Annotated in this window: 21 protein-coding genes and 1 tRNA gene; 14 read left to right on the top strand and 8 right to left on the bottom strand. The window is 64.4% G+C overall.

Features of this window, described 5'->3' with window-relative positions; translation table 11 throughout:
• The 4 genes from FHT19_RS22730 to FHT19_RS22715 form a co-directional block, all read left to right on the top strand.
• Nucleotides 1–297: conjugal transfer protein TraD (locus FHT19_RS22730; protein WP_248290618.1), on the top strand; the 297-nt coding region annotated here is incomplete at its 5' end.
• A 75-nt stretch (nucleotides 298–372) separates the two neighbouring features.
• Nucleotides 373–540, top strand: a complete 168-nt coding sequence (locus tag FHT19_RS22725) for a DUF6771 family protein (RefSeq protein ID WP_169476942.1) — start codon at nucleotides 373–375, stop codon at nucleotides 538–540.
• Nucleotides 541–621: 81 nt separating this feature from the next.
• Nucleotides 622–1,260: a GNAT family N-acetyltransferase gene (locus FHT19_RS22720; protein WP_169476941.1), complete on the top strand. Its 639-nt coding sequence runs from the start codon at nucleotides 622–624 to the stop codon at nucleotides 1,258–1,260.
• Nucleotides 1,261–1,473: 213 nt separating this feature from the next.
• On the top strand, nucleotides 1,474–2,265 hold the full coding sequence (locus FHT19_RS22715) for a hypothetical protein (protein WP_169476940.1): 792 nt from the start codon (nucleotides 1,474–1,476) through the stop codon (nucleotides 2,263–2,265).
• Here FHT19_RS22715 and FHT19_RS22710 read toward each other — a convergent pair whose 3' ends face one another.
• Nucleotides 2,266–5,115, bottom strand: a complete 2,850-nt coding sequence (locus FHT19_RS22710; RefSeq protein WP_169476939.1) for a winged helix-turn-helix domain-containing protein — start codon at nucleotides 5,113–5,115, stop codon at nucleotides 2,266–2,268.
• A gap of 61 nt (nucleotides 5,116–5,176) precedes the next feature.
• On the bottom strand, nucleotides 5,177–6,040 hold the full coding sequence (locus tag FHT19_RS22705; RefSeq protein ID WP_169476938.1) for an SDR family NAD(P)-dependent oxidoreductase: 864 nt from the start codon (nucleotides 6,038–6,040) through the stop codon (nucleotides 5,177–5,179).
• A gap of 180 nt (nucleotides 6,041–6,220) precedes the next feature.
• On the opposite strand from FHT19_RS22705, the gene FHT19_RS22700 reads away from it, so the two are divergent.
• The 9 genes from FHT19_RS22700 to FHT19_RS22660 all read left to right on the top strand — a co-directional run bounded on the left by FHT19_RS22700 (nucleotide 6,221) and on the right by FHT19_RS22660 (nucleotide 15,782).
• Nucleotides 6,221–7,207 (top strand): catalase, encoded by a 987-nt coding sequence (locus FHT19_RS22700; protein ID WP_169476937.1) that lies wholly within the window; start codon nucleotides 6,221–6,223, stop codon nucleotides 7,205–7,207.
• Nucleotides 7,208–7,226: 19 nt separating this feature from the next.
• Nucleotides 7,227–7,742 carry a hypothetical protein gene (locus FHT19_RS22695; RefSeq protein ID WP_169476936.1) on the top strand — a complete coding sequence of 172 codons (516 nt, stop codon included), beginning with the start codon at nucleotides 7,227–7,229 and terminating at the stop codon, nucleotides 7,740–7,742.
• Between the two features lie 2 nt (nucleotides 7,743–7,744).
• Nucleotides 7,745–9,091 carry a peroxidase gene (locus FHT19_RS22690; RefSeq protein ID WP_169476935.1) on the top strand — a complete coding sequence of 449 codons (1,347 nt, stop codon included), beginning with the start codon at nucleotides 7,745–7,747 and terminating at the stop codon, nucleotides 9,089–9,091.
• Nucleotides 9,088–10,656 (top strand): MFS transporter, encoded by a 1,569-nt coding sequence (locus tag FHT19_RS22685; protein WP_169476934.1) that lies wholly within the window; start codon nucleotides 9,088–9,090, stop codon nucleotides 10,654–10,656. The genes FHT19_RS22690 and FHT19_RS22685 overlap by 4 nt, the downstream gene beginning before the upstream one ends.
• Before the next feature lie 83 nt (nucleotides 10,657–10,739).
• Nucleotides 10,740–11,759: an HlyD family secretion protein gene (locus FHT19_RS22680; protein ID WP_348981814.1), complete on the top strand. Its 1,020-nt coding sequence runs from the start codon at nucleotides 10,740–10,742 to the stop codon at nucleotides 11,757–11,759.
• The gene (locus FHT19_RS22675) at nucleotides 11,756–13,144 is read left to right on the top strand and encodes an efflux transporter outer membrane subunit (RefSeq protein WP_248290616.1); all 1,389 of its coding nucleotides are present in this window, start codon (nucleotides 11,756–11,758) and stop codon (nucleotides 13,142–13,144) included. Before FHT19_RS22680 ends, FHT19_RS22675 begins: the two co-directional genes overlap by 4 nt.
• A 71-nt stretch (nucleotides 13,145–13,215) precedes the next feature.
• On the top strand, nucleotides 13,216–13,665 hold the full coding sequence (locus FHT19_RS22670) for a hypothetical protein (RefSeq protein WP_169476933.1): 450 nt from the start codon (nucleotides 13,216–13,218) through the stop codon (nucleotides 13,663–13,665).
• Nucleotides 13,666–14,709: 1,044 nt separating this feature from the next.
• On the top strand, nucleotides 14,710–15,294 hold the full coding sequence (locus FHT19_RS22665) for a hypothetical protein (protein WP_169476932.1): 585 nt from the start codon (nucleotides 14,710–14,712) through the stop codon (nucleotides 15,292–15,294).
• Between the two features lie 278 nt (nucleotides 15,295–15,572).
• Entirely contained in the window at nucleotides 15,573–15,782 is a 210-nt protein-coding gene (locus FHT19_RS22660) for an AlpA family phage regulatory protein (RefSeq protein WP_169476931.1), read from the top strand.
• 54 nt (nucleotides 15,783–15,836) lie between these two features.
• Here FHT19_RS22660 and FHT19_RS22655 read toward each other — a convergent pair whose 3' ends face one another.
• From FHT19_RS22655 to FHT19_RS22630, 6 genes are all read right to left on the bottom strand, one after another.
• The gene (locus FHT19_RS22655) at nucleotides 15,837–16,112 is read right to left on the bottom strand and encodes a sigma-70 region 4 domain-containing protein (protein WP_248290615.1); all 276 of its coding nucleotides are present in this window, start codon (nucleotides 16,110–16,112) and stop codon (nucleotides 15,837–15,839) included.
• Nucleotides 16,109–17,005: a zincin-like metallopeptidase domain-containing protein gene (locus tag FHT19_RS22650; RefSeq protein ID WP_169476930.1), complete on the bottom strand. Its 897-nt coding sequence runs from the start codon at nucleotides 17,003–17,005 to the stop codon at nucleotides 16,109–16,111. The genes FHT19_RS22655 and FHT19_RS22650 overlap by 4 nt, the downstream gene beginning before the upstream one ends.
• A 470-nt stretch (nucleotides 17,006–17,475) precedes the next feature.
• On the bottom strand, nucleotides 17,476–18,699 hold the full coding sequence (locus FHT19_RS22645; RefSeq protein WP_169476929.1) for an integrase arm-type DNA-binding domain-containing protein: 1,224 nt from the start codon (nucleotides 18,697–18,699) through the stop codon (nucleotides 17,476–17,478).
• Between the two features lie 167 nt (nucleotides 18,700–18,866).
• Nucleotides 18,867–18,942, bottom strand: a tRNA-Val gene (locus FHT19_RS22640).
• A gap of 42 nt (nucleotides 18,943–18,984) precedes the next feature.
• The gene (locus tag FHT19_RS22635; RefSeq protein WP_169476928.1) at nucleotides 18,985–20,526 is read right to left on the bottom strand and encodes a hypothetical protein; all 1,542 of its coding nucleotides are present in this window, start codon (nucleotides 20,524–20,526) and stop codon (nucleotides 18,985–18,987) included.
• A gap of 11 nt (nucleotides 20,527–20,537) precedes the next feature.
• Nucleotides 20,538–22,019 carry a DUF4139 domain-containing protein gene (locus tag FHT19_RS22630; RefSeq protein WP_169476927.1) on the bottom strand — a complete coding sequence of 494 codons (1,482 nt, stop codon included), beginning with the start codon at nucleotides 22,017–22,019 and terminating at the stop codon, nucleotides 20,538–20,540.
• 157 nt (nucleotides 22,020–22,176) lie between these two features.
• On the opposite strand from FHT19_RS22630, the gene FHT19_RS22625 reads away from it, so the two are divergent.
• The gene (locus tag FHT19_RS22625) at nucleotides 22,177–22,566 is read left to right on the top strand and encodes a LysR family transcriptional regulator (protein ID WP_168556046.1); all 390 of its coding nucleotides are present in this window, start codon (nucleotides 22,177–22,179) and stop codon (nucleotides 22,564–22,566) included.
• Nucleotides 22,567–22,609 lie beyond the last annotated feature (43 nt).

Below are 22,609 nucleotides of genomic sequence, written 5' to 3'. Positions count from 1 at the left end.
CGCAACCAGCAGCGCCGCACGACCAGCGCTCGCCATCGCCTGGCCCTGCAACAGGCGCGGCATGACACAAGGGCCTGGCAGGTGAAGCGGCGCGAACGCACGCGGCAGCTGATCGAGCTGGGCGGGCTGGTCGCCAAGGCCGGCATTGTCGAACTGACCGACGATGATCGCGCCGCTATCCTTGGATTGCTGGTCGAGGCGGCGGCAAAGCTGCGCACCGACGAGACTGGCACCCAACTCATGCTGTGGCGGCGGCGTGGGAAGCGGGCATTTGCTGAGGCCGACGACAAAGACTGAGCAGCCAGCACCGCACGTCCACAACCCATCGCCAGAGCATTGCCCCACGCCAGCCGCGTCGCCATAGGGACATACATGGACCACAAGACCAAGACCCGCATTCTCGGCGTGATCGAACGCGCACCGCAGTGGCTTCGCAACGATCTCGCCGCCAAGGATGCATCGGCCCGCGCCCGTGCCGAAGAAGCGCTGGCCGCGATGCTGGCGGATGTGCTCGATGAGGGCAACGAGGCAGCCGGTTGAGAGCTGGCGGCTATACCAAGCGAACTGGCGAAACTTCACGGATGGCCATCCCGAAAGGCACAATTCGACGTGCGAGGCATCATGAACGCCGAAGGCCTTGATCCGCATCTGTTGCATGCTTGGCTCGCCGCGCGATCGTTAGCGCGCGGGTTGCCCATGCCGGTGCCCGAGCATGGCGGTTTCCGCGTCGATACCGGATCGGAAACGGAAACTGTCCGCTGGGTGTTCCCGTGCATCGGTGATGGGCTCAAGACGCTTGCCCGCACCATCCATCAGCCGCGCCAGCTCCTGAAGGTCTGTGAAACGTCGAAGGCCTTGCGTGCCACGCTGCCAGCACACTGGACAATCCAAGCGCCCAGCCATGTGATGCGCGCTAATGGCACAATGCCCCGCCGACAACTCGCGGACGGATACTCTATCGCGGTCGAGCAGTCCGGTGCCGTGACGTCTGCTCGCATTGTCACAGACACCGGCATCTTGGCAGCCAGCGGCTACGGGGCCGAGACAGATGGTGTCTTCATCTACGACCGGATTGTGACGGAGGCGGCGCATCGCAGGAAAGGCTTGGGTCATGTCCTCATGCAGACCCTGCACGAGGCCAGGGGCGATCCCCACAGTTTCGAACTGCTGGTTGCCACAGACGATGGTCGGGCGCTCTACGAAACGCTCGGATGGGAGAAGATCGCGTCCTACGCTAGCGCCTCGATTGCAGCGATGTGATCGCCGCCAGCCGGGGGCAACTCGCGACCAAACCCGGCCATTGACGCCTCAAGGTTGAACGACCGATCGCTACAAAAGCAGCCGCTCCGACGATGGACCGGCCAGATTTGGAATTCTTTGGAACGTTTAAGTCGTCGCGCCACAGCGGGTGTGGAACTCTCGCCTGGCAAGGGGTGGAGGCCCCGTAAGAATAGACACAGGAGCCACGCTCTGGTGGACATGCCGGAAACATGGGCTGTGCGCGCGCACTTGGAGCTGCTGCGCAACAGCGCAGCCTTCCGTCGCAGCAGGCGGCTCTTCGCGTTGCTCGCATTTCTTGTCGAGGAAGTTCTGGCAGGACGCGGCGATAGATTGAAGGAGCTGGTGATCGGAGACGCACTATACGGTGCCGGGGCGCCATACGATCCTTGCGTGGATTCAACCGTTCGTGTCGAGGCTCGTCGCCTTCGGGCCAAACTGGCCGATTACTATGCCGGGCCAGGGCGCTCGGCGTCGCTCCAAATCTCTCTACCGCAAGGCGGCTATCGGCCCGCCTTCGTGACGATGTCGACGCCGACTGGCCTCATGCGCGACATGCGGGCGAAGGTGGATTTGGCCGTGATGCCATTCCGTTCGTTTCTCGTCGGGTGCGATGACAGGTTGGCGGAGGGAGTTACCGAGGAGCTGATCTCCCTATTGCATCATTCGACCTCGGTACGCCTTGCCTCCCGGCTAGCCGTCTATCGCTGCCACGAGCGCGGCTGGAGCCCGCGCAAAGTGTCGCGGGAAACCGGCGCCCGCGCCTTGCTGCACGGAACGTTGCGCATGGCTGGAGACGAACTGCGGATCGCGGTGGAGATCGTGGAGCCGTGTGGTGCGCTTGCCTGGTCGATCGAGTTACCTACATCGGCGATCGACCGGCTGGCGATTGCGCCCAGTATCGCCAGGAAGATTTTGTCTAAGCTGCCTGGCTGGCTCCTCGCCGAACGGTCCGACCACAAGGCGGCGTTGATGCTGGTGTCATGATCACCAAAGCAATTGTGCCTCACGCGACCGCAGCGGTTCGGTCGCTGGGAGCGACAGCTTTTGGCGCTCGGCGTCGGCCGCCTCTTGTCGCTCTTGTGCTTCATAGAGGGCGGCCAGATCGCGACCGGCTCGTAGGCGCCATAACAGCGTGCCCTGTTCGATCGCCTCGTCAATCGCAGCGCGCAATAAGCGCTCCGCCAGATCGGCTTGGCCTGCCAGCGCCGCCAATAGGGCCCTTCGGCGCGTGAGGTCAGGACCACAGAAGCCGTGCGGCGTCTGCCTATCCATTTCAAATCGGGCGACGCAGTGCTGTGCCTCGCGCAACTCCCCGATTGCCGAGAGACTGCTCGCCAACACGCCCGTGAAGAAAGGATCAAACGGCCCGTAATGTGCTTCGTTCAATTGGCCAAGACCGCTCCGTAGCAGCTCGATGGCGCGCTCATGCTGGCCAGATGACGCTATGAGGCAGCCCTTTAGCCCCAGTGCAACACCGTAATGGCTGTTGAGCGAATGGGTTTTTGCGGTGCCAAGCAGTTCGCCCACAAGGATGGAAGTGGCGGACGAAGGCTCGCCCATCAGCACCATCGAGAAGCAAGCCCATTGGAGAGCCTCGCAGATCGGCAGCGCCTTGCGAGTGGCGCGCGCTTCGCGCACCGCTTCAGCAGCATCGGCCAGCCCTTGATCCACTTCGCCCTGCAGGCACTTCGCTATAGAGAGCAGGCCCAGAACGTCCGACCGTCGGTCGAATCCCGTAATAGTCATGAAGAAGGCACGCATCTGCGGTGTTTCCCGAAGCAGGAATCGCTCCAGGCACGCGCGTGCCGCTGCCATCTCGCCCATGTGATGCAGAGTGGTGCCCCGCGCCCACGCTGCCGTCGCATGCATATGGGCCGGATCGACCAGAAGAGCGAGCGGTGCCTCGCCGGTCTCCGGAGGCTCGCTCTGGGCCTCGGCGATATCGATCAATGCGCGGGACTGTTCGTCCGCCAGCGCATAGTCGGGCATTCGGATATTGTAGGTCCAGCGGCCTAGCAGCAGGCGGACGCGCTCGATCAGGAGGTTGCCGTCGGCGGCGATGCGTTCACGCTCCGTCCAATCGCGGTAACTCCCATCTGGAGCACCGAAGGTAAATATGCCGGTCGCCTGGATCGCAATGTCGATCGCGGCACCGTGAGGCGTCTGCCGCTGCAGGGGATCGAGGCCATCCATGAGCGCTGTCATGCGTGTCCCGCATTCCGTGAGGAGCGATAGGCCGAACCAAATCGGCAGGGCTCCGGCACCGATAGCGAGCGCCGTAGTGACGTCGCCGCTCGGCGACATGGCCCAGCGCAGGGCGGCCCTGATATTGTCGAGCTCAGGTACAAAGGCGGCATAATCGTCATTGGCCGGGCTCGACGAACCTTCGCCATGAAGAACTCTAGCGAAATATTCGGCGTGGAGCCGGGATACCTGCGGGCCTTCGCGAGCGGCCTCCAGCACATCGAGCGCGAAGGCCCTTGTCGTCTCGAGCAATCGAAATCTTACATTCGCATCCCGAACATCGGGCGAGACAAGAGATTTGAGGACAAGCCGCGAGATGATTTCCGCGGTTGTCTCCTCGTCCATCCCCGGTCCCAGCACCGCGTTCGCGGCCTCGATGGAGAACCCGCCTGCAAAGACCGCCAAGCGCCGCAGCGCCCGCTGTTCCTCCGGCGCCAGCAACTGGTAGCTCCAGTCTAGCGCCGCCGTTATCGTCCGGTGCCGCGCCTGAACGTTCCGATGCCCCCCGAGCAACCGCAGCCGGTCGTCAAGGCGCGTAGCAAGCCCGCGCAGTCCGAAGATCGGCACGAGCGCCGAGGCAAATTCAATCGCGAGAGGAACCCCACCGAGTTTTCTGCATATCAATGATGCAGCAAGCGCGTCCTCGTCACCCAGCGCAAATGAGGATTCGACAGCGGCTGCGCGCTCACTGAGCAACTCTATTGCCGCATAGTGAAGCGCTTCCCGAGCGCCGACCAGTTCCGTTTCCGGCGGCACGCCCAGAGGGTCGAGCCGTAAGACATGCTCTCCGGGGATCGTAAACGGCTCGCGGCTGGTGGCCAGGATCGTCACCGAGCGCGCGGATTGCAGGATCGCATGGGCGATCATTGCGGCCGCTTCGATCACATGCTCGCAATTGTCGAGCAGCAGCAGCATCTGCTTGTCGGCAAGTGCGCTGATCAGCGCGGGCACGGGATTGGTCGAACGAACCTCCAGCCCCAGCACCGTCGCGATGGCCGCAGGCACCATGTCCGCATCGGCCAAGGAAGCCAGATCCGCGATCCACACGCCATCGCGCCAGTTGGCAAGTTTCCGCTCGGCGACGTTGAGCGCGAGTGCGGTTTTGCCGACGCCACCAGTGCCGACGACTGTGACGAGACGTTGGCTCGCGAGCAGTTCGTTGAGTGCCTGAAGAGCGTCGGAACGCCCGATCAGCCTGGTCAACAATAACGGCAGGTTGTTCGACCGAGCGGCGGCGGGCTCGGGAACCGGCCGATCTTGCTGTCCCTGGCCAACAGCGGCCGTGAACCGATACCCACGTCCCGGCACCGTGACGATGTAAGGAGAGGCGGAGGTGTCATCTGTCAGCGCGCGGCGCAACGCACTCATATGTACTGAGAGATTGGCCTCAACGACGGTCGTGTCGGGCCAGACCTTTTCCATGATCTGCGCCTTGCTGACGAGCGCGCCCGCGTGGCGGACTAGCAGGCTGAGAATCTCAGTTGCCCGACTGCCGAGCCGAACCGGCTCCTCGTCCCTCAGCAACATTTGGCGTTCCGGGAACAGGCGAAAGCGCCCAAAGGTGAATTCTTCAACGGCAGGAAAATTCATCGACGCTCCCTGATCGCGTCCAGCATATCAGGTTAGGTCGCGTTGACCCAGCGCTGACCTCTCACACGTGCAGGAAGTCGAGGCCAGTGGCGGCGGCCGCTGTTTCAAGGATTGAGCGGTCGACGCTGGTCCGGTCGGGGTTGCGCTGGCCCGTCATTTGCTCCAGCCGTGCCCGCATATAGGGCGAGATATGTTCGCCATGGGTGAGAATCCAGAATTGGTTCGCCTCCACGGCATCAAGCGCGATCCGCGCCACATCGGCAGGCTCCATGGCATTGGGAGAGTCGATCGCCGATACGGTCTTTCCGTCCACCTGCTTGGTACCTGCTATGGCGGTCTTCACCAGCGCGGGGCACAAGACGGAGATCCCGACTTTGGAGCCGTCTGCTTCGAGTTCCCGAAACAGCGTCTCGGAAAGGCCGACCACGGCATGCTTGCTAGCAACATAGGCGGCATTTGCCGGCATCGCGAGCAGACCACCGACGGAGGCAGTGTTGAGGATATAGCCGGATTGCCGAGCGCGCAGCCCGGGCAGGAAAGCGAGCAGTCCGTTGATCACGCCCCACACGTTGATGTCGATGAGTCGCTTCCAGTCCGCTTCGCCCGTTTCCCAGGCGAGCGCGATCTTCGCGACGCCGGCATTGTTGACGAGCAACCATGGCTCGCCGAGTTGTGCGGTAGCCTGATCGCGCAGGACTTCCAGTTCGGCGAGATGGCGCACATCGGTCTGCACGGTGATGGCGCGGACGCCGAGCGCCTCGACCTGCGACTTCGCCGACGCCAGAGCCTCAGTTCCAATATCGGCCAGGACGACATCCATCCCGCGCCGGGCCGCGTCGAGCGCCAGCGCCAGACCGATGCCGCCACCAGCACCGGTGATGACCGCGACACGGCCTGCAAGATCGTTCTTCGGGGCCTGGGTCATCGGCGGGAAACTCCATCGCTTGGTTTCCTCCGCACTACCTTCGCAAGTCGGGAGCGTAAGGTGACGAAGCGTTAGTAAAAAGCGCTAACGTAGACCTTCCATCTCCTCACTGCACCGAGTCATCTTGGTTTCCTAAGCCCGCTGCTGAAGCCCGACGCGAGCCGGGTGCCGGAGCAGCCCATGACGCAGAACAGCCAATATCGCCTCGCGGCAGAACTGGTCGAAAAGATCCACGCTGTGCTTGGCCGGTATGAAGGCTATCGCACACTGCACGCGGACGGTCGTCTCTACCGTGGGACGTTCCGGGCGACCCCGGGGGCCGCACATTACAGCCGGGCGATACACCTGAGTGGGCAGGAAGTGCCGGTCACGGTGCGCTATTCCAAGGGCGGGGGTGACCCCTTCGCCCATTTCAACGCCACGGTCGGCATGGCGACGCGATTCTATCTGCCAGACGGACGGATCACGCATCTCGTGATGCTCAGCCAAAAGCTGTTCATTGCCCGGTCGATCGACCAGTTCATCGCGCTCGTGGAGGCGGCCGCGCCGCTCAAGCCCGGCGGCCCGCCCAATCTCGACGGGCTGAAAGCGATCCTGCCGCAGCATCCCAATGCGGCGGCTGTGTTTCAAATGCGCGCGGAATCGCCGGCTCCAGTCAGCTTTGCACACACAGCCTTTCATTCGGTTCATGCCTTCCGGCTGCTCAACGCCGCCGATCAAGAAACTCCGGCGCGCTTCCACTGGATTCCAGTTGCCGGAGAGCAAGGCCAGCCGCCTGCCAATCTCGCGGATAAACCCGTCGATATTTTGTTCGAGGAACTCACGGGGCGACTGGCTAAAGAAAGCGTCGCCTTCGATCTCCAGATCGAACTGGCCGAGCCGGGCGATCCGCTCGACGACGCAACCGCCCTTTGGCCCGAGGAGCGCCGGCGCGTGACGATCGGTCGCCTGACGCTGATGGCGCCCACCGACGAGGCCGAGATAGGCGATCCGATGATGAACCACGATCCCAGCCAGCTCGTGGACGGCATCGAACCAACCGACGATCCGATCCTGCAGATCCGGCGCGGTGTCTACGAAGCCTCGGCGGCGCTGCGCAGCGGCGGGTGGCGGCGCTCTTCGTCGCTTCCGGTGTCGGACACTCCGGCTCCCACGTCCGAAGTCTGACCCGCAAAGGAGACATTTCATGGCTGCGCTTTTCACGCCTAATGATCGCACGCAGGACGTGGTCGACGTCCGCCAGCAACCCGATGGCCCCGGGCTGCGGTATGGCAAGCGCGGTGAGGCGACCGCGGTGGCCAAGCTCATCCCCGGCAAAGCTGCGCTGCTGCGCGAGCGCATTGGCCAGTTCCAGGCAGAATCACGCTATTATGAAGGCCGCATCGGCACAGTCCACGAGCTGCGCGTGATCCTCATAAACGACGATACGCAGGCTCTGGTCACGGTCACTTATGATGGTGATTTCAAGCCTTATCTCGCGGACATCATCCGGGAGGGCGGCCCTTGGTTCGACGCGCTCTTCGAAGGCGTTTGGGAGGGATATGGTCGCGCCAGCGAGCCGGCCACGCAGGAACTGATTCTCGCGACATTGGTCACAGCCGAGATGTTTTACGTTTGCCACCACGACCTTTCGGTCAGGGACGTGGCGCGACTGAAGCGGCTCGGCACCGCAGTCAGTGAGATGCTCGATGCGGCTAGCTGACCATGGCTGAGGAACTCGAACTCGAAGACATTCAGGGGACGGTGCTGCGCAATCGCCCCATGCCCTATTTCGGCGCTTATCTGCTATTCCGCATCGACGATGGCGCGGCGGCGCGGGAGGGTCTGGCAAGACTGCTACCCCACATCACCTCGGCGCGGGATTGGGACGCTCCCGCGGACAGCGCATGGATCAACGTTGTCCTGACCGCCGAGGGTTTGCGGCGCATCGGCGTTCCGGAAGAGATCATCGCCGGCTTTCCGCTGCCCTTCGTGCAGGGGATGGCGGCGCGGCGAGTTTTCCTCGGCGACGTGGGTCATAGCGACCCGGCTCATTGGGATTGGCCGCACGGCGGCAATGGGTTCCATCTGGGCCTTTTTCTGATGGGGCAGAGCGAGGAAGCGCGCGACGCGAAGCTGGCGCTTGGTCACGAGGCGTTGCGAGGCTTGCCAGGCGTGCGGCTGCTCTCGCATCTCGATGTCGGCATCCCGCCGACGATGCGCGAGCATTTCGGATATGTCGACGGCCTCAGCCGGCCGTTCATCGAAGGAGAGGGCGGCGAGCCGCTGCCCGGTCAGGACGTGACGCGGGCCGGCGAATTCGTGCTCGGCTATAAGAATGAACTTGGAGAGATTGCTGCGGCCCCCGGCCCTGAAATCCTCTGGCGCAACGGCACTTTCATCTCGATCCGCAAGATCCGGCAAAACGTCGCCGCTTTCCGTCGTTACCTGCGCGAAAACGCGGAGACGCCTGACGGCGAAGAGTTGGTTGCCGCGAAGATGATGGGGCGCTGGCGCAGCGGCTGCCCGCTCGCCCTTTCCCCTGATCGTGACGACCCGTCCATCGTCTCCGATCCGCTGCGCCGCAACGATTTTCGCTACCGGCAGGACGATCCCGACGGACTCCGGACGCCAGTCGGAAGCCACATCCGCCGCGTCAACCCCCGCGACGCGCTGGACGGGACCATTTCCGATGCCCGCACCCACAGGCTGCTTAGGCGCGGCTCCGCCTATGGCCCCGTGCTGCCCGAGGGCGCGACGGAGGAAGACGGTGAGGATCGCGGCATCGTGCTCGCGATCGTCAACGCCGATCCGGCCCGTCAGTTCGAATTCGTCCAGTCGCAATGGATCAACGACGGTAACTTCGTCGGCGAAGGTGCGCGGGGCGATCCGATCGTCGGCCGCCGCGATCTCGCCGACGACTACAGCTATCCGGCGAGGCCCGTTCGGCGCCGGCTGAAGGGGCTGCCTGATTTCACCGTCGTACGCGGCGGGGAGCATGTCTTTCTGCCGAGCCTGTCCAGCCTGCGCTGGATGACCGGCCTGTCCGGCGGAGCAGGCCAACTGCCATGAGCACCGAACATGTATTCCGGCCGGAAGAGCGGCCGATGTTCGCGGGCTCGCCCTTCTCGCCCGCGCATCCCGGTCGGCGACGACTTGCCTACCTCGCGGTCGGGCTGTTCCTCGGTGCTACCTCGACCTTCGGTAATGCTCTCACCACCGTGAACAGCGGCAATATCGCCGGACCACTCGGCCTTTTCGCCGCCGAGGCCGCGGCGCTTCCTGCCGTCTACGTGGCGATCAACGCTACCGCCAATCTGACGCTGGTGAAAGCACGCGCGCAGTACGGCATCCCTCAAGTGACGGGGATCGCACTACTCCTCTACGTGATCGTCGGGCTGTGCCAGTTCGCCATGCCCGGCTTCGCTGCCGCCATATTGATGCGGGCTGCGAGCGGAATAGAGGCGGCCGCTCTCATCACGCTCGGCATCTACTATCTGATGCAGGCGCTGCCGCCGAAAGCCAAGCCACTCGGTGCTGTCATCGGCATGGGGTTGGCGCAACTTGGTACGCCCTTGGCGCGGCTGGTGCCGGTGGATGTGTTGACGGCGGACGGCCTGTGGGGGCTTCATGCAATTGAAGTTGCGCTGGCCTGCTCCACGCTTGCACTGATCCTTCTAATACCTCTTCCCCCAAGCGAGCGTAGCAGGGCATTTTCGCCTCTCGATGCGTTGACCATTCCGCTGGCAGTGACGGGTCTGCTGCTGCTGTGTCAGGTGCTGGGGCAAGGGCGCCTGCTCTGGTGGACCGATGCGCCCTGGCTTGGTGTCGCGCTGGCGATCGCCATTCCTTGCCTGATCGGCGCTTTCCTGATCGAGTCCGGCCGGACCGATCCGCTCGTTCATTTCGAGTGGATCGGCACGTGGGGGATCGTGCGCTTTGTCGCCGTGGCGCTGGTGATGCGTCTAGCGCTAGCCGAGCAAACCTATAGTGCTGTCGGTCTGCTCGCCCTGGGCGGTCTCAACAACGACCAGCAGCATCGCCTCTTCCTGATCGTGGCACTGGCGATGCTGCTCGGTATCGTGACGGCGGCACTCACCTTGTCCGAACGCCGTCTGCCGTGGCAGGTGCTGATGGCGGCGCTGATCATCGCGACGGGCGCATGGCTCGACAGCGACGCCAACGCCCTGACCCGCCCAAGCCAGCTCATCTGGAGCCAGGCGTTGATCGGCTTCGGCACCACATTGTTTGTCGGGCCCGCCCTTCTCTACGGCTTCCTGCAGATGATCCAGCGCGGCGGCGATCATCTGGTCAGCTTCGTCGTCACATTCAGCATCACCCAGAATGTCGGTGGACTGATGGGATCGGCCCTGCTGGGTTCGCTGCAAACGGTCTGGGCACGCAATGCCGCAAATGTGCTGGCCGCCGACATGCCGGCAGGCGATCCGCTGGTCGCAGCGCGCATAGCAGGGCAAGGCGGGACGCAGCTGGCGCAGGCGATGAGCCGCGAGGCGGCCGTGATCGCTTTCACCGACACTTTTCGTTTCGTAGCGCTGATGGCCCTAGCCATCGCGCTCTTCATCTTCCTCAACATCCTGGTTGCGCGTCGCCGCCGCCGGTGGGAGCAATTTCAGTGAGTGAGACCGACGCAGTACCGTCGAACGAGACGACAGGGGAGACTCGCTCAACGGCATGGCGGCCAACTCGTCGTCGTCCTGTCGTGATCGTTGTAGCCGTAGCTCTCGCCGTTCTGGCTGTTTCAATGGTGCTGTCGGCTTGGGACCTCCCGCCCTTCGGCGAGAGGTCAGTGGATACCGACAATGCCTATGTCCGTGGCCGCACAACGGTGATCGCGCCGCAGGTCAGCGGCTACGTACGGGAAATTCTGGTTCACGATTATGAGGACGTGAAGGCGGGGCAGGTGCTGGTGCGGATCGACGACCGCATTTATCGCGCCCGGGTCGAGCAGGCTCGTGCCAATCTGGCCGCTACGCAAGCGGCGCTGGACAACGCCCAGCAGGCCCATGCCGCCAGGACTGCCGGGCTAGCAGGACAGACAGCGGCTGCTGCAAGCGCGCGGGCGCAGCTTGCCCGAGCGCAGGCGGACATGGCGCGCGCCGACGATCTTGCGCGAGACGGGTCCATTTCTGTCCGCGAGCAAGACCAGACGCGCGCCGCGCTCGCGCTTGCCCAGGCGCAGCTTCGTCAGGCACTGGCGGGCACAGAGATCGGACGACAGGATATTCGCACGGTGGAAGTCGGGCGCGGCGGTCTTGAAGCGCAGGTCGAAGCGGCGCGAGCGCAATTGCACGCCGCTGAGATAGACCTTGAGCACACCGTCATCCGAGCGCCCGAAGCCGGCGCACTCGGCGAAGTCGGTATCCGGGTCGGTGCTTACGTCACCAATGGCACCCAGCTCCTGGCGATAGTGCCCCCCGACCGGTGGATCATCGCCAACTTCAAGGAAGCGCAGACGACCCGCGTGCGGGTCGGACAGCCGGTTGCGTTCACAGTCGATGCGCTCGGCGAAGCGTCGCTCGCAGGCCACGTTGAAAGGCTTGCCCCGGCGGCAGGGTCGGAATTCGCGGTACTCAAGCCCGACAACGCCACCGGAAACTTCGTGAAGATCCCGCAGAGAATAGGCGTGCGAGTCCGCATCGATCCTGGTCAAGAACAGGCGAACCGACTGCGGCCGGGCATGTCGGTTGAGGTGCGGATCGATACCGGGACAGCGTCGTGAAGCCGCAGGCCTGTTCCTTTCTCATGGTAGCGTTGCTGTTGGGATGCGCAGGGCCTCGTCCAGCTCCGCCAAAGGCAGCAGCCGTCGCGCCGCCGCCTCAGTGGCGCGGGGATCGAGCTGGGAAAGAGGAATCCGTCGCTTCCACCTGGTGGCAGACGCTGGGCGACCCTACGCTCGATGCGCTGGTCCAGGAAGCGCTTGCCCACAACGAAGATATCGAGATCGCCGCGACGCGCGTCGAGGAGGCGCGGGCGCAGTTCGCCGCTGCCCGCGGCGCTCGCCTGCCGGCCGCCCAAGGGGCGGGGTCAGGCGGGCGCACCCGAAGCGTCAATCCGTTCGGGATCGACGTTGATCAATGGGCAACCCAACAGGAAGTGCAGATAAGCTTCGACCTCGACCTGTTCGGACGATTGCGCAGCAATGAAGCCGCCGCCCGCGCGCAACTCCTTGCGACACGCTATGCGCAGGACACCGTCCGACTGGCGATCGCCGCCTCTGTCGCGAGCGGCTATGTCCAGTTGCGACTGTCCGACGCCCGCCTCGCCATTCTTCAACGCACGCTGCGGGCGCGCAGCCGATCACTCCATCTCATTCGCCGACGGGCCGAGGCAGGCTACGGCTCGCAGCTCGACCTCGCCCAGGCGGAAGCGGAATATGAGGCGACCGCCCAGGCCATCCCGTCGGTACAGCTTGCCATAACGAAGCTGGAGAATGCGCTGAGCGTGCTGCTTGGTCGATCTCCCGAACCAATTGTGCGCGGCGCCCCGCTCGACGCGCTCGCCGTTCCCTCCGTACCGACGCAAGTGCCAGCCAGCATTTTGCGCCATCGTCCGGACCTTGCCGCAGCTGAGCAGCAGATCGTTGCCGCTGATCGCTCGCTCGACGCAGCACGCGCCGCGATGATGCCGAATGTGAGCCTTGCTGCTTCGGGAGGCTTCGTTGCGTCCTCCCTTCTTCCTACGAACCCTCTGACAATCTTTTCGCTCGGTGGCAGCATCCTCGCGCCGATCTTCAACGGCGGACGGCTTAGAGCGCAAGCAGAAGGCGCGGCGGCGCGGCGCGATCAGGCGGCCTTCGCCTATCGCCGGGCGGCGCTTACCGCGTTCCGCGAGGTGGAGGACGCCTTGGCCTCGGTCGATCGTCTGCGAGAGCAGGAGGAGACGCTCACCCGTCAGCGTAACGCACTGGCGCGCACCCAGGACTTGGCCGCTCATCGTTATCGCGAGGGCTATTCGCCCTATCTCGAACAGCTGGACGCGGAACGTAGTCTCTTGAGTGCCGAGCTGTCGCTTGCCCAGGCCCGCAGCGATCGCCTGCTCGCCGCCGTCGCACTGTGTCAGGCGCTCGGTGGTGGCTGGGCAACCGCGGTGGCAAAAACGAACTAGCTGATGACCTATCAGATGCTTCCGCTCATAATCGACACACCCGGCTCCTGCCTTGGCGTGGGCCAGCCGCTTTGAGCGAACCCGGCTCCATTCTGACCGCAGTGGTCGGTCTCGCTGGGGCGGCAGTCGGTGGCTTGGGATCGCTCCTGACATCGTGGCTCACCGTTCGCGCTCAGATCTCGCAAAAGATCAAATCAGAAGCGCGAAGTCGACGCGAGGAAATCTACACGGACTTCATCAAGGAGGCGACGAGGCTGTTCGGAGACGCCCTTGGCCACGAACGCGAAGATATTTCGGATCTCGTCACCCTCTATGCTCTAGTCGCCAGAATGCGCCTCATCGCTCCCAGCGAAGTGATCGAGAAAGCTGAGCACGTTCTCGATGCCATCGTTCAGGCTTATCTCGGCCCCAACCACACCTTGCATGAATTGCGACAGGTCGCCCAAAATGGGGGCATGGATCCACTGCGGCACTTTAGCGAAGTGTGTCGCATCGAACTTAAACGCTTAGGCGATGTATGAAGAGATCTGCTAGTATGAGGCTTAGGTTGCGCCGCAGAATTACGTCTCTATTTAAGAGCGTGTCATCCGAGGTAAACACGCGCAGCTACGTTGAAATTCTTCGTCAGGTCAACTAATTTTCAGTTTGCTTTAGTGTTAGCCCTGCTAGCGGCGATCGTTCTAGGTGAGAGTGGAGGCAGCTTTGTTCCGGCTCCTGTCGATCGGGTGGAAACCATTCGTCAACAACTGACAGACCATCAGCGATCCAGTGGTCGTCTCGTTCCGAGTTCGATGGTCGAAAGCTGGATGTCGGGTTTTTGCGGGAAACCGGTCTTTGAACTTGTGGCTGTGGAATGGCCGGTAAGTCCCAGACTCGGACCATGCGGATGAAAATCCGTTCGATACGGGAAATCAACGCGGCGGCTATACCTCACTCTCCCTGCCGCGCAGTCTCCTCCAGCACGGCGATGCGTTCCGAACAAATGGCATGGACGACACCCCTTTCGTCATCGTCCTCTGCGTCATCGCTCACGCCGCAATGCATCCGACACGATCTGGATGCCAAAGAAGGGACCGGTCGCGCCTGTGCTGAAGAAACCCTGGCGGCGATGATTCCTAATGCGCTGTGTGAAGGGTCGGGTGAGGTGGGCGCGGCCTAAAGCCGCTCCCCCGCATCGGAGCTTTCATGATGTGTCGCCGGCGCCGCATCGGCCCCGCCGGAACCTTTTGAGTATCCTCGTCCAAGAGCTGAAGGGGCACGCCCTACTTTCCATAATTCACGCAAAAACTTGGCGCGCGGATTCGCCTCTGGTATCGTGGGAACGCGCTGCGCAAAAGGCGGCGCCGGGACTGGTAATCCCGCACACGAAGCGAACTCGGAAAACACGGTTTTCCGGGGTGCCGACGCGTATGTCCAGACCTTCGGGTTAAAGGCGGCGGCGCATGACGTGTGCATGTTACCAGCTCCGGCGGCTCCCGCGCGCAAGCGTGCGGGAGCTCGGGGTCAGTCCGCGTGATGACCTGAGGCCTTCCGCTCCCCGCTTCTGACGCGGACCGGAGGTACATATGGACACGATCGTTCCTGCTACTTCATCAAACCTTGGCGCCCCTGCCATGGGCGCTGCCATTATCACGTTGCCGAGCGAGAATTCCGAACTAGGCGCGCTGTGGCGACGCTACGATGCGCGGCCTGTCCGGCTCCTGCGCACCCGCGAAGGCCGCGCGCTCAGCCTGGATCGCTATCAGCGAGCAGGTGAGTTCATGGGATCGCTGGCCTCGCCCACGGCCGATGACACTGCCTATCTGTTCTATTCGGCGGGCATCGTCGCGCAGCTGGCGATGTCGTCGCACTTGCTCGATGTGGGTTTTCCTGACGCGTGGTGCGCCAAATACATCAGCCTCCATGTCAATCGTTCCCTGGCCTATGCCAACGCCACTGGCTTCGGTTGCGAGGACACGGAAACCGAGCGGCTCATGAACGTGCTTTCGCCCTACTGGAAATGGAACGATCTTAGCCGCGCGCACGGTATCAAGCCGGACACGGGAGGCTTTGTCGCCGGGGAGGTTCGCGACATCATTGTAGCGCTGTTGGACCACGTCGCGGAAGTGACCGGGCACGGCCGACGCAAGCAGCGCCGGGCGCCATCCTGATCGGTCTCGCCGCGCCAGGCTGATTCGCGCGGCAATATCGCGAGCAATTGATCGCGCGATGCCGTTGACCTTGGCGGTTTTGCCAGCCGCGCAGCCCCTGCGCGCAAAATTTTTTTGGTGTTCGTGCGAGGTCGTACAGGTGCGCTTCGGTGTACCGGGCAGCGTGCTCGCGGCAGATGCAGCATTCCCCGGATTCTCAGGCGCTTGCGCTTTTCCCGCAACGCCCCAATTCTACTCGTGGCCGGCCAATCCAACCCAGCAAACAGGAAGGATGTGCCATGAATTCTACCTCGCCCAATTCGTTCGTGCGTCTGCCCCAGGTGCTCAAGGAAACCGGGCTCTCGCGCGCGACGCTCTATCGCAAGGTCCAGAACGGGACCTTCCCCAAACAGTCGCGCATTGCCACGCGCTGCGTGGGCTGGCGCCGCAGCACCCTCGACCAGTGGCTGCAGAACCCGATGTTCTATTCCGTCGACGACTTTACCTGATGAGACCCGCGCAAAGTGCCGCCCGATGGCAAGCCATCGGGCGGCCTGAATTTTTCACCACGGCCACCAGCGCTGCCACCAGTGCCCATAGACTGCGCGGGTCAGGGTGGAGAGGGCCTTGGCCAGCTCGGCCTGCACGGCCTCGACACTGATGCCATGGCGCTGGGCCAGCTCGGCATAGCTGGCGCCCTCGAAGCGCACGGCCCCAAAGATCGCGCGCTGGCGCCTGGTCATCCGGCGCAGGCCGCGCTGGCCCCGGCGCCAGAATGTGCGCGGCGACAAGGTCGGCAGGACGGGCGTGCCCCATTCGGGCGGAAGAGGCGAGCTCATGGCCGGTCCTCCCCGCAGGCCAGCAGAAAATCGGCGGCCTTGCTGGCCGCACTGGCGGTTCGGAAGATCGCCTTCTCGTCGGCGCGCAGCACGTCGAGCCAAGCGCCGATGTAATCGGAATGCCGCACGGTCGGGACAATGCCCAGCGCGGCACAGGCAAAGGCACTGGCCATTTCCGCGACAAGTTCCTCTTTTGCATAGGACGCAGAACCGAACTCGCCGGTCTGATCCCGGTCCAGCCGGGACATGTGGCCTGTCGCGTGACCCAGTTCGTGCAGGGCCGTGCGGAACCAGTTGATCGGCTCGGGGAAGGCAGCCTGGGGCGGCACCTGCACCACGTCATGGCTGGGCGAATAGAACGCTTCCCCGCCACCGATGCGGAAGGTCACCCCGCTGCCCTGGATCACGCGATCGGCGCCGGCAATCGCCAGTTCGGGCGCAATCGGCGCCACAGGCTGCACCATGTCGTCAGGCAGGCCCTCGCACTGGTCGAGATTGAATAGGGTAAAGCGCTTGAGGAATGCCACGGTGCGCGGATCACGGTCTTCGTCCCTGGCCTTGGCAGCTTCCTCGCGCGGGGTGAAGCGATCGGCATAGCAGACCACCGTGCCCTTCTCGCCGCGCCGGACATGGCCCCCGGCTGCTTCGGCCTGGCGATAGGTCAGCCAGCGCTGCGAGGAAAAGCCCTGCTCGATGGCAGAGGTCCAGAGAATGAGAATATTGATCCCTGAATAGGTCTGGCCCGAACCTGCATTGTGGGGCAGCGTGCAGGGACAGCGGCTGGCGTCCCACGGCTGCACCCAGGGCAAGCGCCCGGCTTCGAGTTCGGCGATGATGCGGGACGTCACCTCGGCGTAGAGGGACTGGCGTTCGCTCGTGTTCACGGTGCTCATGATCTTCAAGCTCCTTAAACCGCCATGGCCCGGCGCCGGGGTGGCGGGGGGCGGCAGGAGCGGACCGACAGCCCCGCATCAGGCGGCGGGGTGCATCCGGCAGGAGCGCAACAGCGTGGAGCACCCGGAGCCGCGCAGCGGGCCGGGTTGCACCCCGTCGCGGCGGGGCTACAGGGCCGTGACGCTCCCCGTCACCCTGGAGCCGAGGCAGACGCCGCCACACACCCAAAGCGTGGCGACAACCGGAGGGAAGCCACAGGCGGACCGACAGGGCCGGCCAGCGCGGCCGGGCCAGGTGTCAGCGATCGTACCGGCCATGCCGACGAGAATGCGGAGCCGGCTCGACTGGAGCTCAGCAGAAGGAGAGCGCGATCAGGTCGAGACGGCCTGAGACGATGCGTTCAAGCGACGCTGCCCGTCCGGCACCTACGCCCGTCGCCAGGCGCGGACGAAACGCAGCTATCCCCGGTTCATGACCCCGTCTGCGCCGGGAACCGGACAATCTCGGCGCCATTGCGCAGGGTGTCGAGGTAATCCGACCACCACTGCGCCATTTCCACGCGTTCCTTCCAGTGCGTCCCGCGATGATAGGCGGCGCGGACCTTGTCGGAATCGCCATGGGCCAACGCGCGTTCGATAGCATCAACCGACCATTTGCCGGATTCGTTGAGGAGCGTACTGGCAGTCGCGCGGAAGCCATGTGCCGTCATCTCGTCGCCAGTGAAGCCAAGACGCCGCAACCCAGCATTGACCGTATTCTCGCTCATCGGACGTTGCGGCGAGCGGATAGACGGAAAGACATAGCCCGAGGGCCCGGTGATCGCATAAACCAGCCGTAGGATCTGAACCGACTGCTTGGACAGCGGAACGTGGTGAGGCCGCCGCATTTTCATCTTCTCGATCGGGATGGTCCACACCGCAGCCTCGAGATCGACCTCCGACCATTCGGCATGCCGCAGCTCGCCGGGTCGCACGAACACATGCGGCGAGAGCTGCATGGCCAGCTTGGTCAGCTCCTGACCCTCGTACCCCTCGATTGCACGGAGCAGTTCGCCGGTGCGCTTCGGATCGATGATCGCGCCGTAATGCTTGGGCTGGGGCGCGGTCAGGGCGCCGCGAAGATCGCGAGTCGGATCGTCCTTTAGCCGCGCCGTCGCCACCGCGTAGCGGAAGACACGTCCGGTGAGTTGCAAGACTCGGCGGGCAGTCTCATAGTTGCCCTTCGCCTCGATGCGGCGCAGCGCTTCAAGGATTTCCGGGGTCGTGATGTCGGCCACCGGCAGACGCGTGATGCCAAGCCCCAGGCGCGAGATGTAATAGCCGCTCTTCTCGACGGTCGATTTCGACATGCCTTCGCGCTCGCGCTTGGCGATGAACTCCTTGGCCACCTCACCAAACGTGTTGCACGCTGCCGCCTTGGCGCGATACTTGGCCAGCTGCTTTTCACGGGCGGGATCGAGGCCGGCTGATAGCTGGGCGCGGGCCTGATCGCGACGCTTGCGCGCCTCGCTGAGCGAAATCGCGGGGTAGGACCCGATCGCCAGCTTCTTCTCGCGATCCTCGAAGCGATATTTCTGTCGCCAGAGTTTGCCGCCTGACGGCTCCACCTGGAGGTAGAGCCCGCCCCCATCACTCAGCTTGTAGGATTTGGGGCGGGGCTTGGCGTTCCTGATCGCAACATCGGTGAGCGGCATGGCGTGGGGGCCTTTTTTCAGGGGGCCTTCGCGCGGCCCCCAGAAAGGCCCCCAAAAGGGTGAGCCGTGGTGACATCTGCGGAGACGCAGTGGACCTGACAAGACCGATTTTAGCCCGGATTTGCTGGATTTTCAAGGATGTCGGGGGACGCTCTGGAGCGTGGTCCTGGTGGGCGGTGACGGGCTCGAACCGCCGACCCTCTCGGTGTAAACGAGATGCTCTACCAACTGAGCTAACCGCCCCCGTCCGGGGAAGCGCGCCTTTGCGGGATTTGCGCGGCAAGGTCAACGGGTTTGCGCACTGTCCTCTATCCGAAATGTGAGCCGCGCGGTGCCGTGGGCGGGCACGGTCACGCGCCAGAGCGGCTGGCCGTTCTTGCGGGTGAGCGGGCGGGAGGGGCGGGTCAGGCGCTGGTCTTCCGGCACGGGAATGGTGAGTTCGGCCTGCACGGGCTGGTCACGGCTGTTGGTCAGGGTGGCTATGTGATCGCGCCACTGCCTATGTTCGTCTTCCGTGGTCTCGGCCTCGGCCAGATGCACCGCCGTTGCCTGGCCAAGTTCGATCTCGATCTCCTCGCCTTCGGCCTTGTCGTCCATGCGGCCTTCGCCCACCGGCAGGGTGGTGGCCCCATGCGGTTCCAGCACCACGACATGCCCGGCCGGCAAGGCCAGGCCCAGGCCATCGGCCTTGCGGTTGTTGAGGCGGATGGCCTGGCGCAGCGGCTGATTCTCGCGATCGTCGAGCGACAGCGTGCCCTTATAGAACGGTTGCACTTTCACGCCGCGCCGTTGCGCCAGGGCCACCTGCTTTTGCGCGCGCGGGGCGATCGTGGTGGGCATGGGCAGGCGATAGAGCTTGAGATCGCCCAAGGCTTCCTGCCGCGCCATCACGGGCGCGCGGCGCTGCGCGGTGACGATGATGTCCTCCATGCCCGCCACGGGTGCCGGGGCCATCAACATGAGCGGCGCCGACTCCGGCGGAGGTGGCGGGGGTGGCGGCGGAGGTGGAGGGTTGGTTTCGCATTGAAACGACAACCACTCGCCGCTGTTGTACCGGCTGCCCCAGCCCCGCCGCTGCTTTTCCGGCTTGCCGGCCACCACGGCGGCGGCAGCCCCGGCAAAGGCGGTATCGTCGCTGCTCGCCAGGGTAATCCACGCCGCCAGATCGAGATGGCGGCCATCAGGCCGCATCGACAGCACATAATCGGCACGCCAGTCGAACCCCCAGGCAAGATAGCTGAGCGTCAGGCGCGCCGACGTGGCGACCGGCGCGGCGGTTTGCACCGACAGGGTGGGCTTGGCGACCAGGCCGGCGGGCAGTTCGCCATAGCTGATATATTCACCGGGCCAGGCGCAGCGGGCAGAACGAAAGCCCTCGCGCGTCTGGATCACCGCCGCGCCATCGGGGCCGGAGCGGATCACGCCCGCTTCCTCGATCACCGCCTTGGTCTTGGGATCGACCCGGCGCAGCATGACCGGCCGGCCAAAGCTGCGGGCATAGAGATTGCGCGCGCCGATCAGGTCTGCGTCCAGGTTCTGTTCGGCCACGCTGCCAGGCAACCCGCGCACCAGCGCGGTTTCGGCCAGCATCCCGGCCGCCACGCCTTCAAACCGCACGGTGGCCGGCCCGGCGGGCAAGGCCACATCGCGCGTTTCGGTGACGAGGGCATAGCCACGCAGCCAATTGCCATCGAAATGGGCGTCCGCTGTCCGTCCCGGCTCGCGATAGATCGTCACCGCCACGCTGGCCGGCGCTGGCGAAGTCACCGCCTGCTGCGCCAGCGCCAGGCCGGGCCACAGCGCCACGGCCGCGATCAGGCTGCGCATCGCCACCCGCCTCAATAGCGGGTGTCGATCGTGGCCGTCAGGGTGACCGCGCCGCGCGCCGGCACCTTCACGCGCCAGACCCGGCTGTCTCGCGAAAGCTGCCGTCCTGGCTGGCTTTCGGCCGAAACGCGCGTGTCGTGCCAGCCATTGTCGAGGCCATCCTGGATCACGTCCACTTCCACCGGAACGGCGCGGGCATTGGTCACTTTCCAGGCCATCTGCGTGCGCCAATACGTGGGATGCGCTTCCACCGTATACGTCACGGGCGCCTCGGCATTGCGGGTGATCCGCCATTGATCGACGCGCTGCCATTCCTCGCCGGTGATGCGCTCGCGCTTTTCAACCGTGGGCTGCACTTTAACATCGAACGCGGTGCCGGTTTTCAGCGCCAGGTCCGATCCCATCGGGGTGTGGGGCAGCGGGCTTTCCCCCACAAACTGTGGATTGCCGCGCGCGTCGCGCATATAGACGCGCATCGTGCCGGCCGGCAGAGCATCGCCCAGCCCGCCATCCTTGGCCGAAGTGAACGCCAGCACGGTATCGACGCTTTCGCCTTCCTCCGCGCTATGCTGCCAGTCATTGCGATACTGATACAGCTTTTGCGCCGGCACGCCGGCCACGTTGAGGAAGCTGACCTGCTTGGTCTGGGCATTGGCCACCGTGGTGCGCCCGGCCAGCGGATAGACGTGGAAATCGCCCAGCGTCTCGCGCCCGTCTTCGCCGCCGGTGCCCACGCGATTGCCGATCGGGCGCCGCCTTTGCGGGGGATAGACGACAGCATTGCCATCGTCGCCGTCGCCGCTTGGCTGGCCCGCCACCAGCATGACCCGCGCATTGGCAAAGCCGGTGCCCGTGCTGTTGGTCAGCGTAACCCAGCCCTGGACATCGAGCTTGCCCGCGCCTTCATCGAACAGCGCCACATAATCGGCCTTCCAGCCGAACCCGCGCGAGAGATAGCGCAGCCCCACGGCCCGCGCCCCGCCGCTGGCAGCATCGAGCGTGACCGAAAGCGTGGGCCGCGCGCGCAGGCCTGCCGGCAGCCCGGAATAGACCACGCGGCCCGGCATTTCGCGCAGCACCTCGATCCGGTTGCCCACCTGCACCACCGCGCCCTGGTTGTTGGCCAGGACATGCGCGGTCGTGGCCACTTCCTTGCCATCCGGCCCCAGGCGCACCACGCTCACGTCCTGGCCTACGGACTTGTCGAGCAAGGCACTGGGCGTGAGCAGGTCGTAATCGAAATTCTGTTCCACCACGGCGGCACCAGGCGCGGAAATGGTGACCGTTTCCGGCCTGATCTGCGCCGAGACATCGGGAAATTCCTGGCGGCTGAGGCCCTTGGGCAGCTCGATCCGCCGCACATCCTCGATCAGGGCCATGCCGTTATAGATGGTGAGCGCCACATCACCCTGCGCGCTTCGGGATTCCACCACATCAGGCGTGGCCGCATGGCCCGATACGGCCAGGCCCAGCCCCAGCACCACGCTGCCCATCGCCCACGTTGTCCACCCCGGCCGCATCGCGCTCTCTCCCAATTGCCGAACCCCACGATAACCGTTTGTTTCGAATGCGCCACCGTCGATCGCAGCCACACCGGCGCAAATCGCCATCGCGCTTGAGCCGGCATGCGTGCTGGCCTAAACTCGGGCCATGGCACCGGCACCGCATATCAAGATCAAGCTGCAACTCTATTGCGGCGATGCCATCGCCATGGGGCCGGGCAAGGCCGACCTGCTCGATGCCATCGCCCGCGAAGGCTCGATCTCGGCCGCGGGCCGCGCCATGGGGATGAGCTATCGCCGCGCCTGGCAACTGGTCGACGTGATGAACCGCTGCTGGCACGGGCCGCTGGTGGAAACCTTCCCCGGCAGTGCCCACGGCGGCGGCGCCAAGGTCAGCGCGCTGGGCCAGTCCGTGCTGTCACACTACCGCGCCTTGCAGGCCCGGTTGGGCGGCGAAGCAACCTGCACCGATGCACAGGCGCTGGCGGGCTTGCTGCGCACCGAACCGCTGGAGCGGCAGGACGAACGCGCGGGGTAATTGGGCTTCGAGTTGGGGAACATGCCCCCTCCGACGGCCGTTG

The sequence above is a fragment of the Novosphingobium sp. SG919 genome (assembly GCF_012932495.1).
In the GTDB taxonomy this organism is placed as follows: domain Bacteria; phylum Pseudomonadota; class Alphaproteobacteria; order Sphingomonadales; family Sphingomonadaceae; genus Novosphingobium; species Novosphingobium rhizosphaerae.
Note: the sequence above shows the minus strand (reverse complement) of the source record. Positions and strands in the feature narration are given on the sequence as shown.

Excerpts from the sequence above, each read along its gene's own strand:
- FHT19_RS22725 (WP_169476942.1), top strand. The coding sequence starts at position 373 with ATGGACCACAAGACCAAGACCCGCATTCTCGGCGTGATCGAACGCGCA.
- FHT19_RS22720 (WP_169476941.1), top strand. The coding sequence starts at position 622 with ATGAACGCCGAAGGCCTTGATCCGCATCTGTTGCATGCTTGGCTCGCC.
- FHT19_RS22710 (WP_169476939.1), bottom strand. The coding sequence starts at position 5,115 with ATGAATTTTCCTGCCGTTGAAGAATTCACCTTTGGGCGCTTTCGCCTG.
- FHT19_RS22705 (WP_169476938.1), bottom strand. The coding sequence starts at position 6,040 with ATGACCCAGGCCCCGAAGAACGATCTTGCAGGCCGTGTCGCGGTCATC.
- FHT19_RS22700 (WP_169476937.1), top strand. The coding sequence starts at position 6,221 with ATGACGCAGAACAGCCAATATCGCCTCGCGGCAGAACTGGTCGAAAAG.
- FHT19_RS22695 (WP_169476936.1), top strand. The coding sequence starts at position 7,227 with ATGGCTGCGCTTTTCACGCCTAATGATCGCACGCAGGACGTGGTCGAC.
- FHT19_RS22690 (WP_169476935.1), top strand. The coding sequence starts at position 7,745 with ATGGCTGAGGAACTCGAACTCGAAGACATTCAGGGGACGGTGCTGCGC.
- FHT19_RS22685 (WP_169476934.1), top strand. The coding sequence starts at position 9,088 with ATGAGCACCGAACATGTATTCCGGCCGGAAGAGCGGCCGATGTTCGCG.
- FHT19_RS22665 (WP_169476932.1), top strand. The coding sequence starts at position 14,710 with ATGGACACGATCGTTCCTGCTACTTCATCAAACCTTGGCGCCCCTGCC.
- FHT19_RS22660 (WP_169476931.1), top strand. The coding sequence starts at position 15,573 with ATGAATTCTACCTCGCCCAATTCGTTCGTGCGTCTGCCCCAGGTGCTC.
- FHT19_RS22655 (WP_248290615.1), bottom strand. The coding sequence starts at position 16,112 with ATGAGCTCGCCTCTTCCGCCCGAATGGGGCACGCCCGTCCTGCCGACC.
- FHT19_RS22650 (WP_169476930.1), bottom strand. The coding sequence starts at position 17,005 with ATGAGCACCGTGAACACGAGCGAACGCCAGTCCCTCTACGCCGAGGTG.
- FHT19_RS22645 (WP_169476929.1), bottom strand. The coding sequence starts at position 18,699 with ATGCCGCTCACCGATGTTGCGATCAGGAACGCCAAGCCCCGCCCCAAA.
- FHT19_RS22635 (WP_169476928.1), bottom strand. The coding sequence starts at position 20,526 with ATGCGCAGCCTGATCGCGGCCGTGGCGCTGTGGCCCGGCCTGGCGCTG.
- FHT19_RS22630 (WP_169476927.1), bottom strand. The coding sequence starts at position 22,019 with ATGGGCAGCGTGGTGCTGGGGCTGGGCCTGGCCGTATCGGGCCATGCG.
- FHT19_RS22625 (WP_168556046.1), top strand. The coding sequence starts at position 22,177 with ATGGCACCGGCACCGCATATCAAGATCAAGCTGCAACTCTATTGCGGC.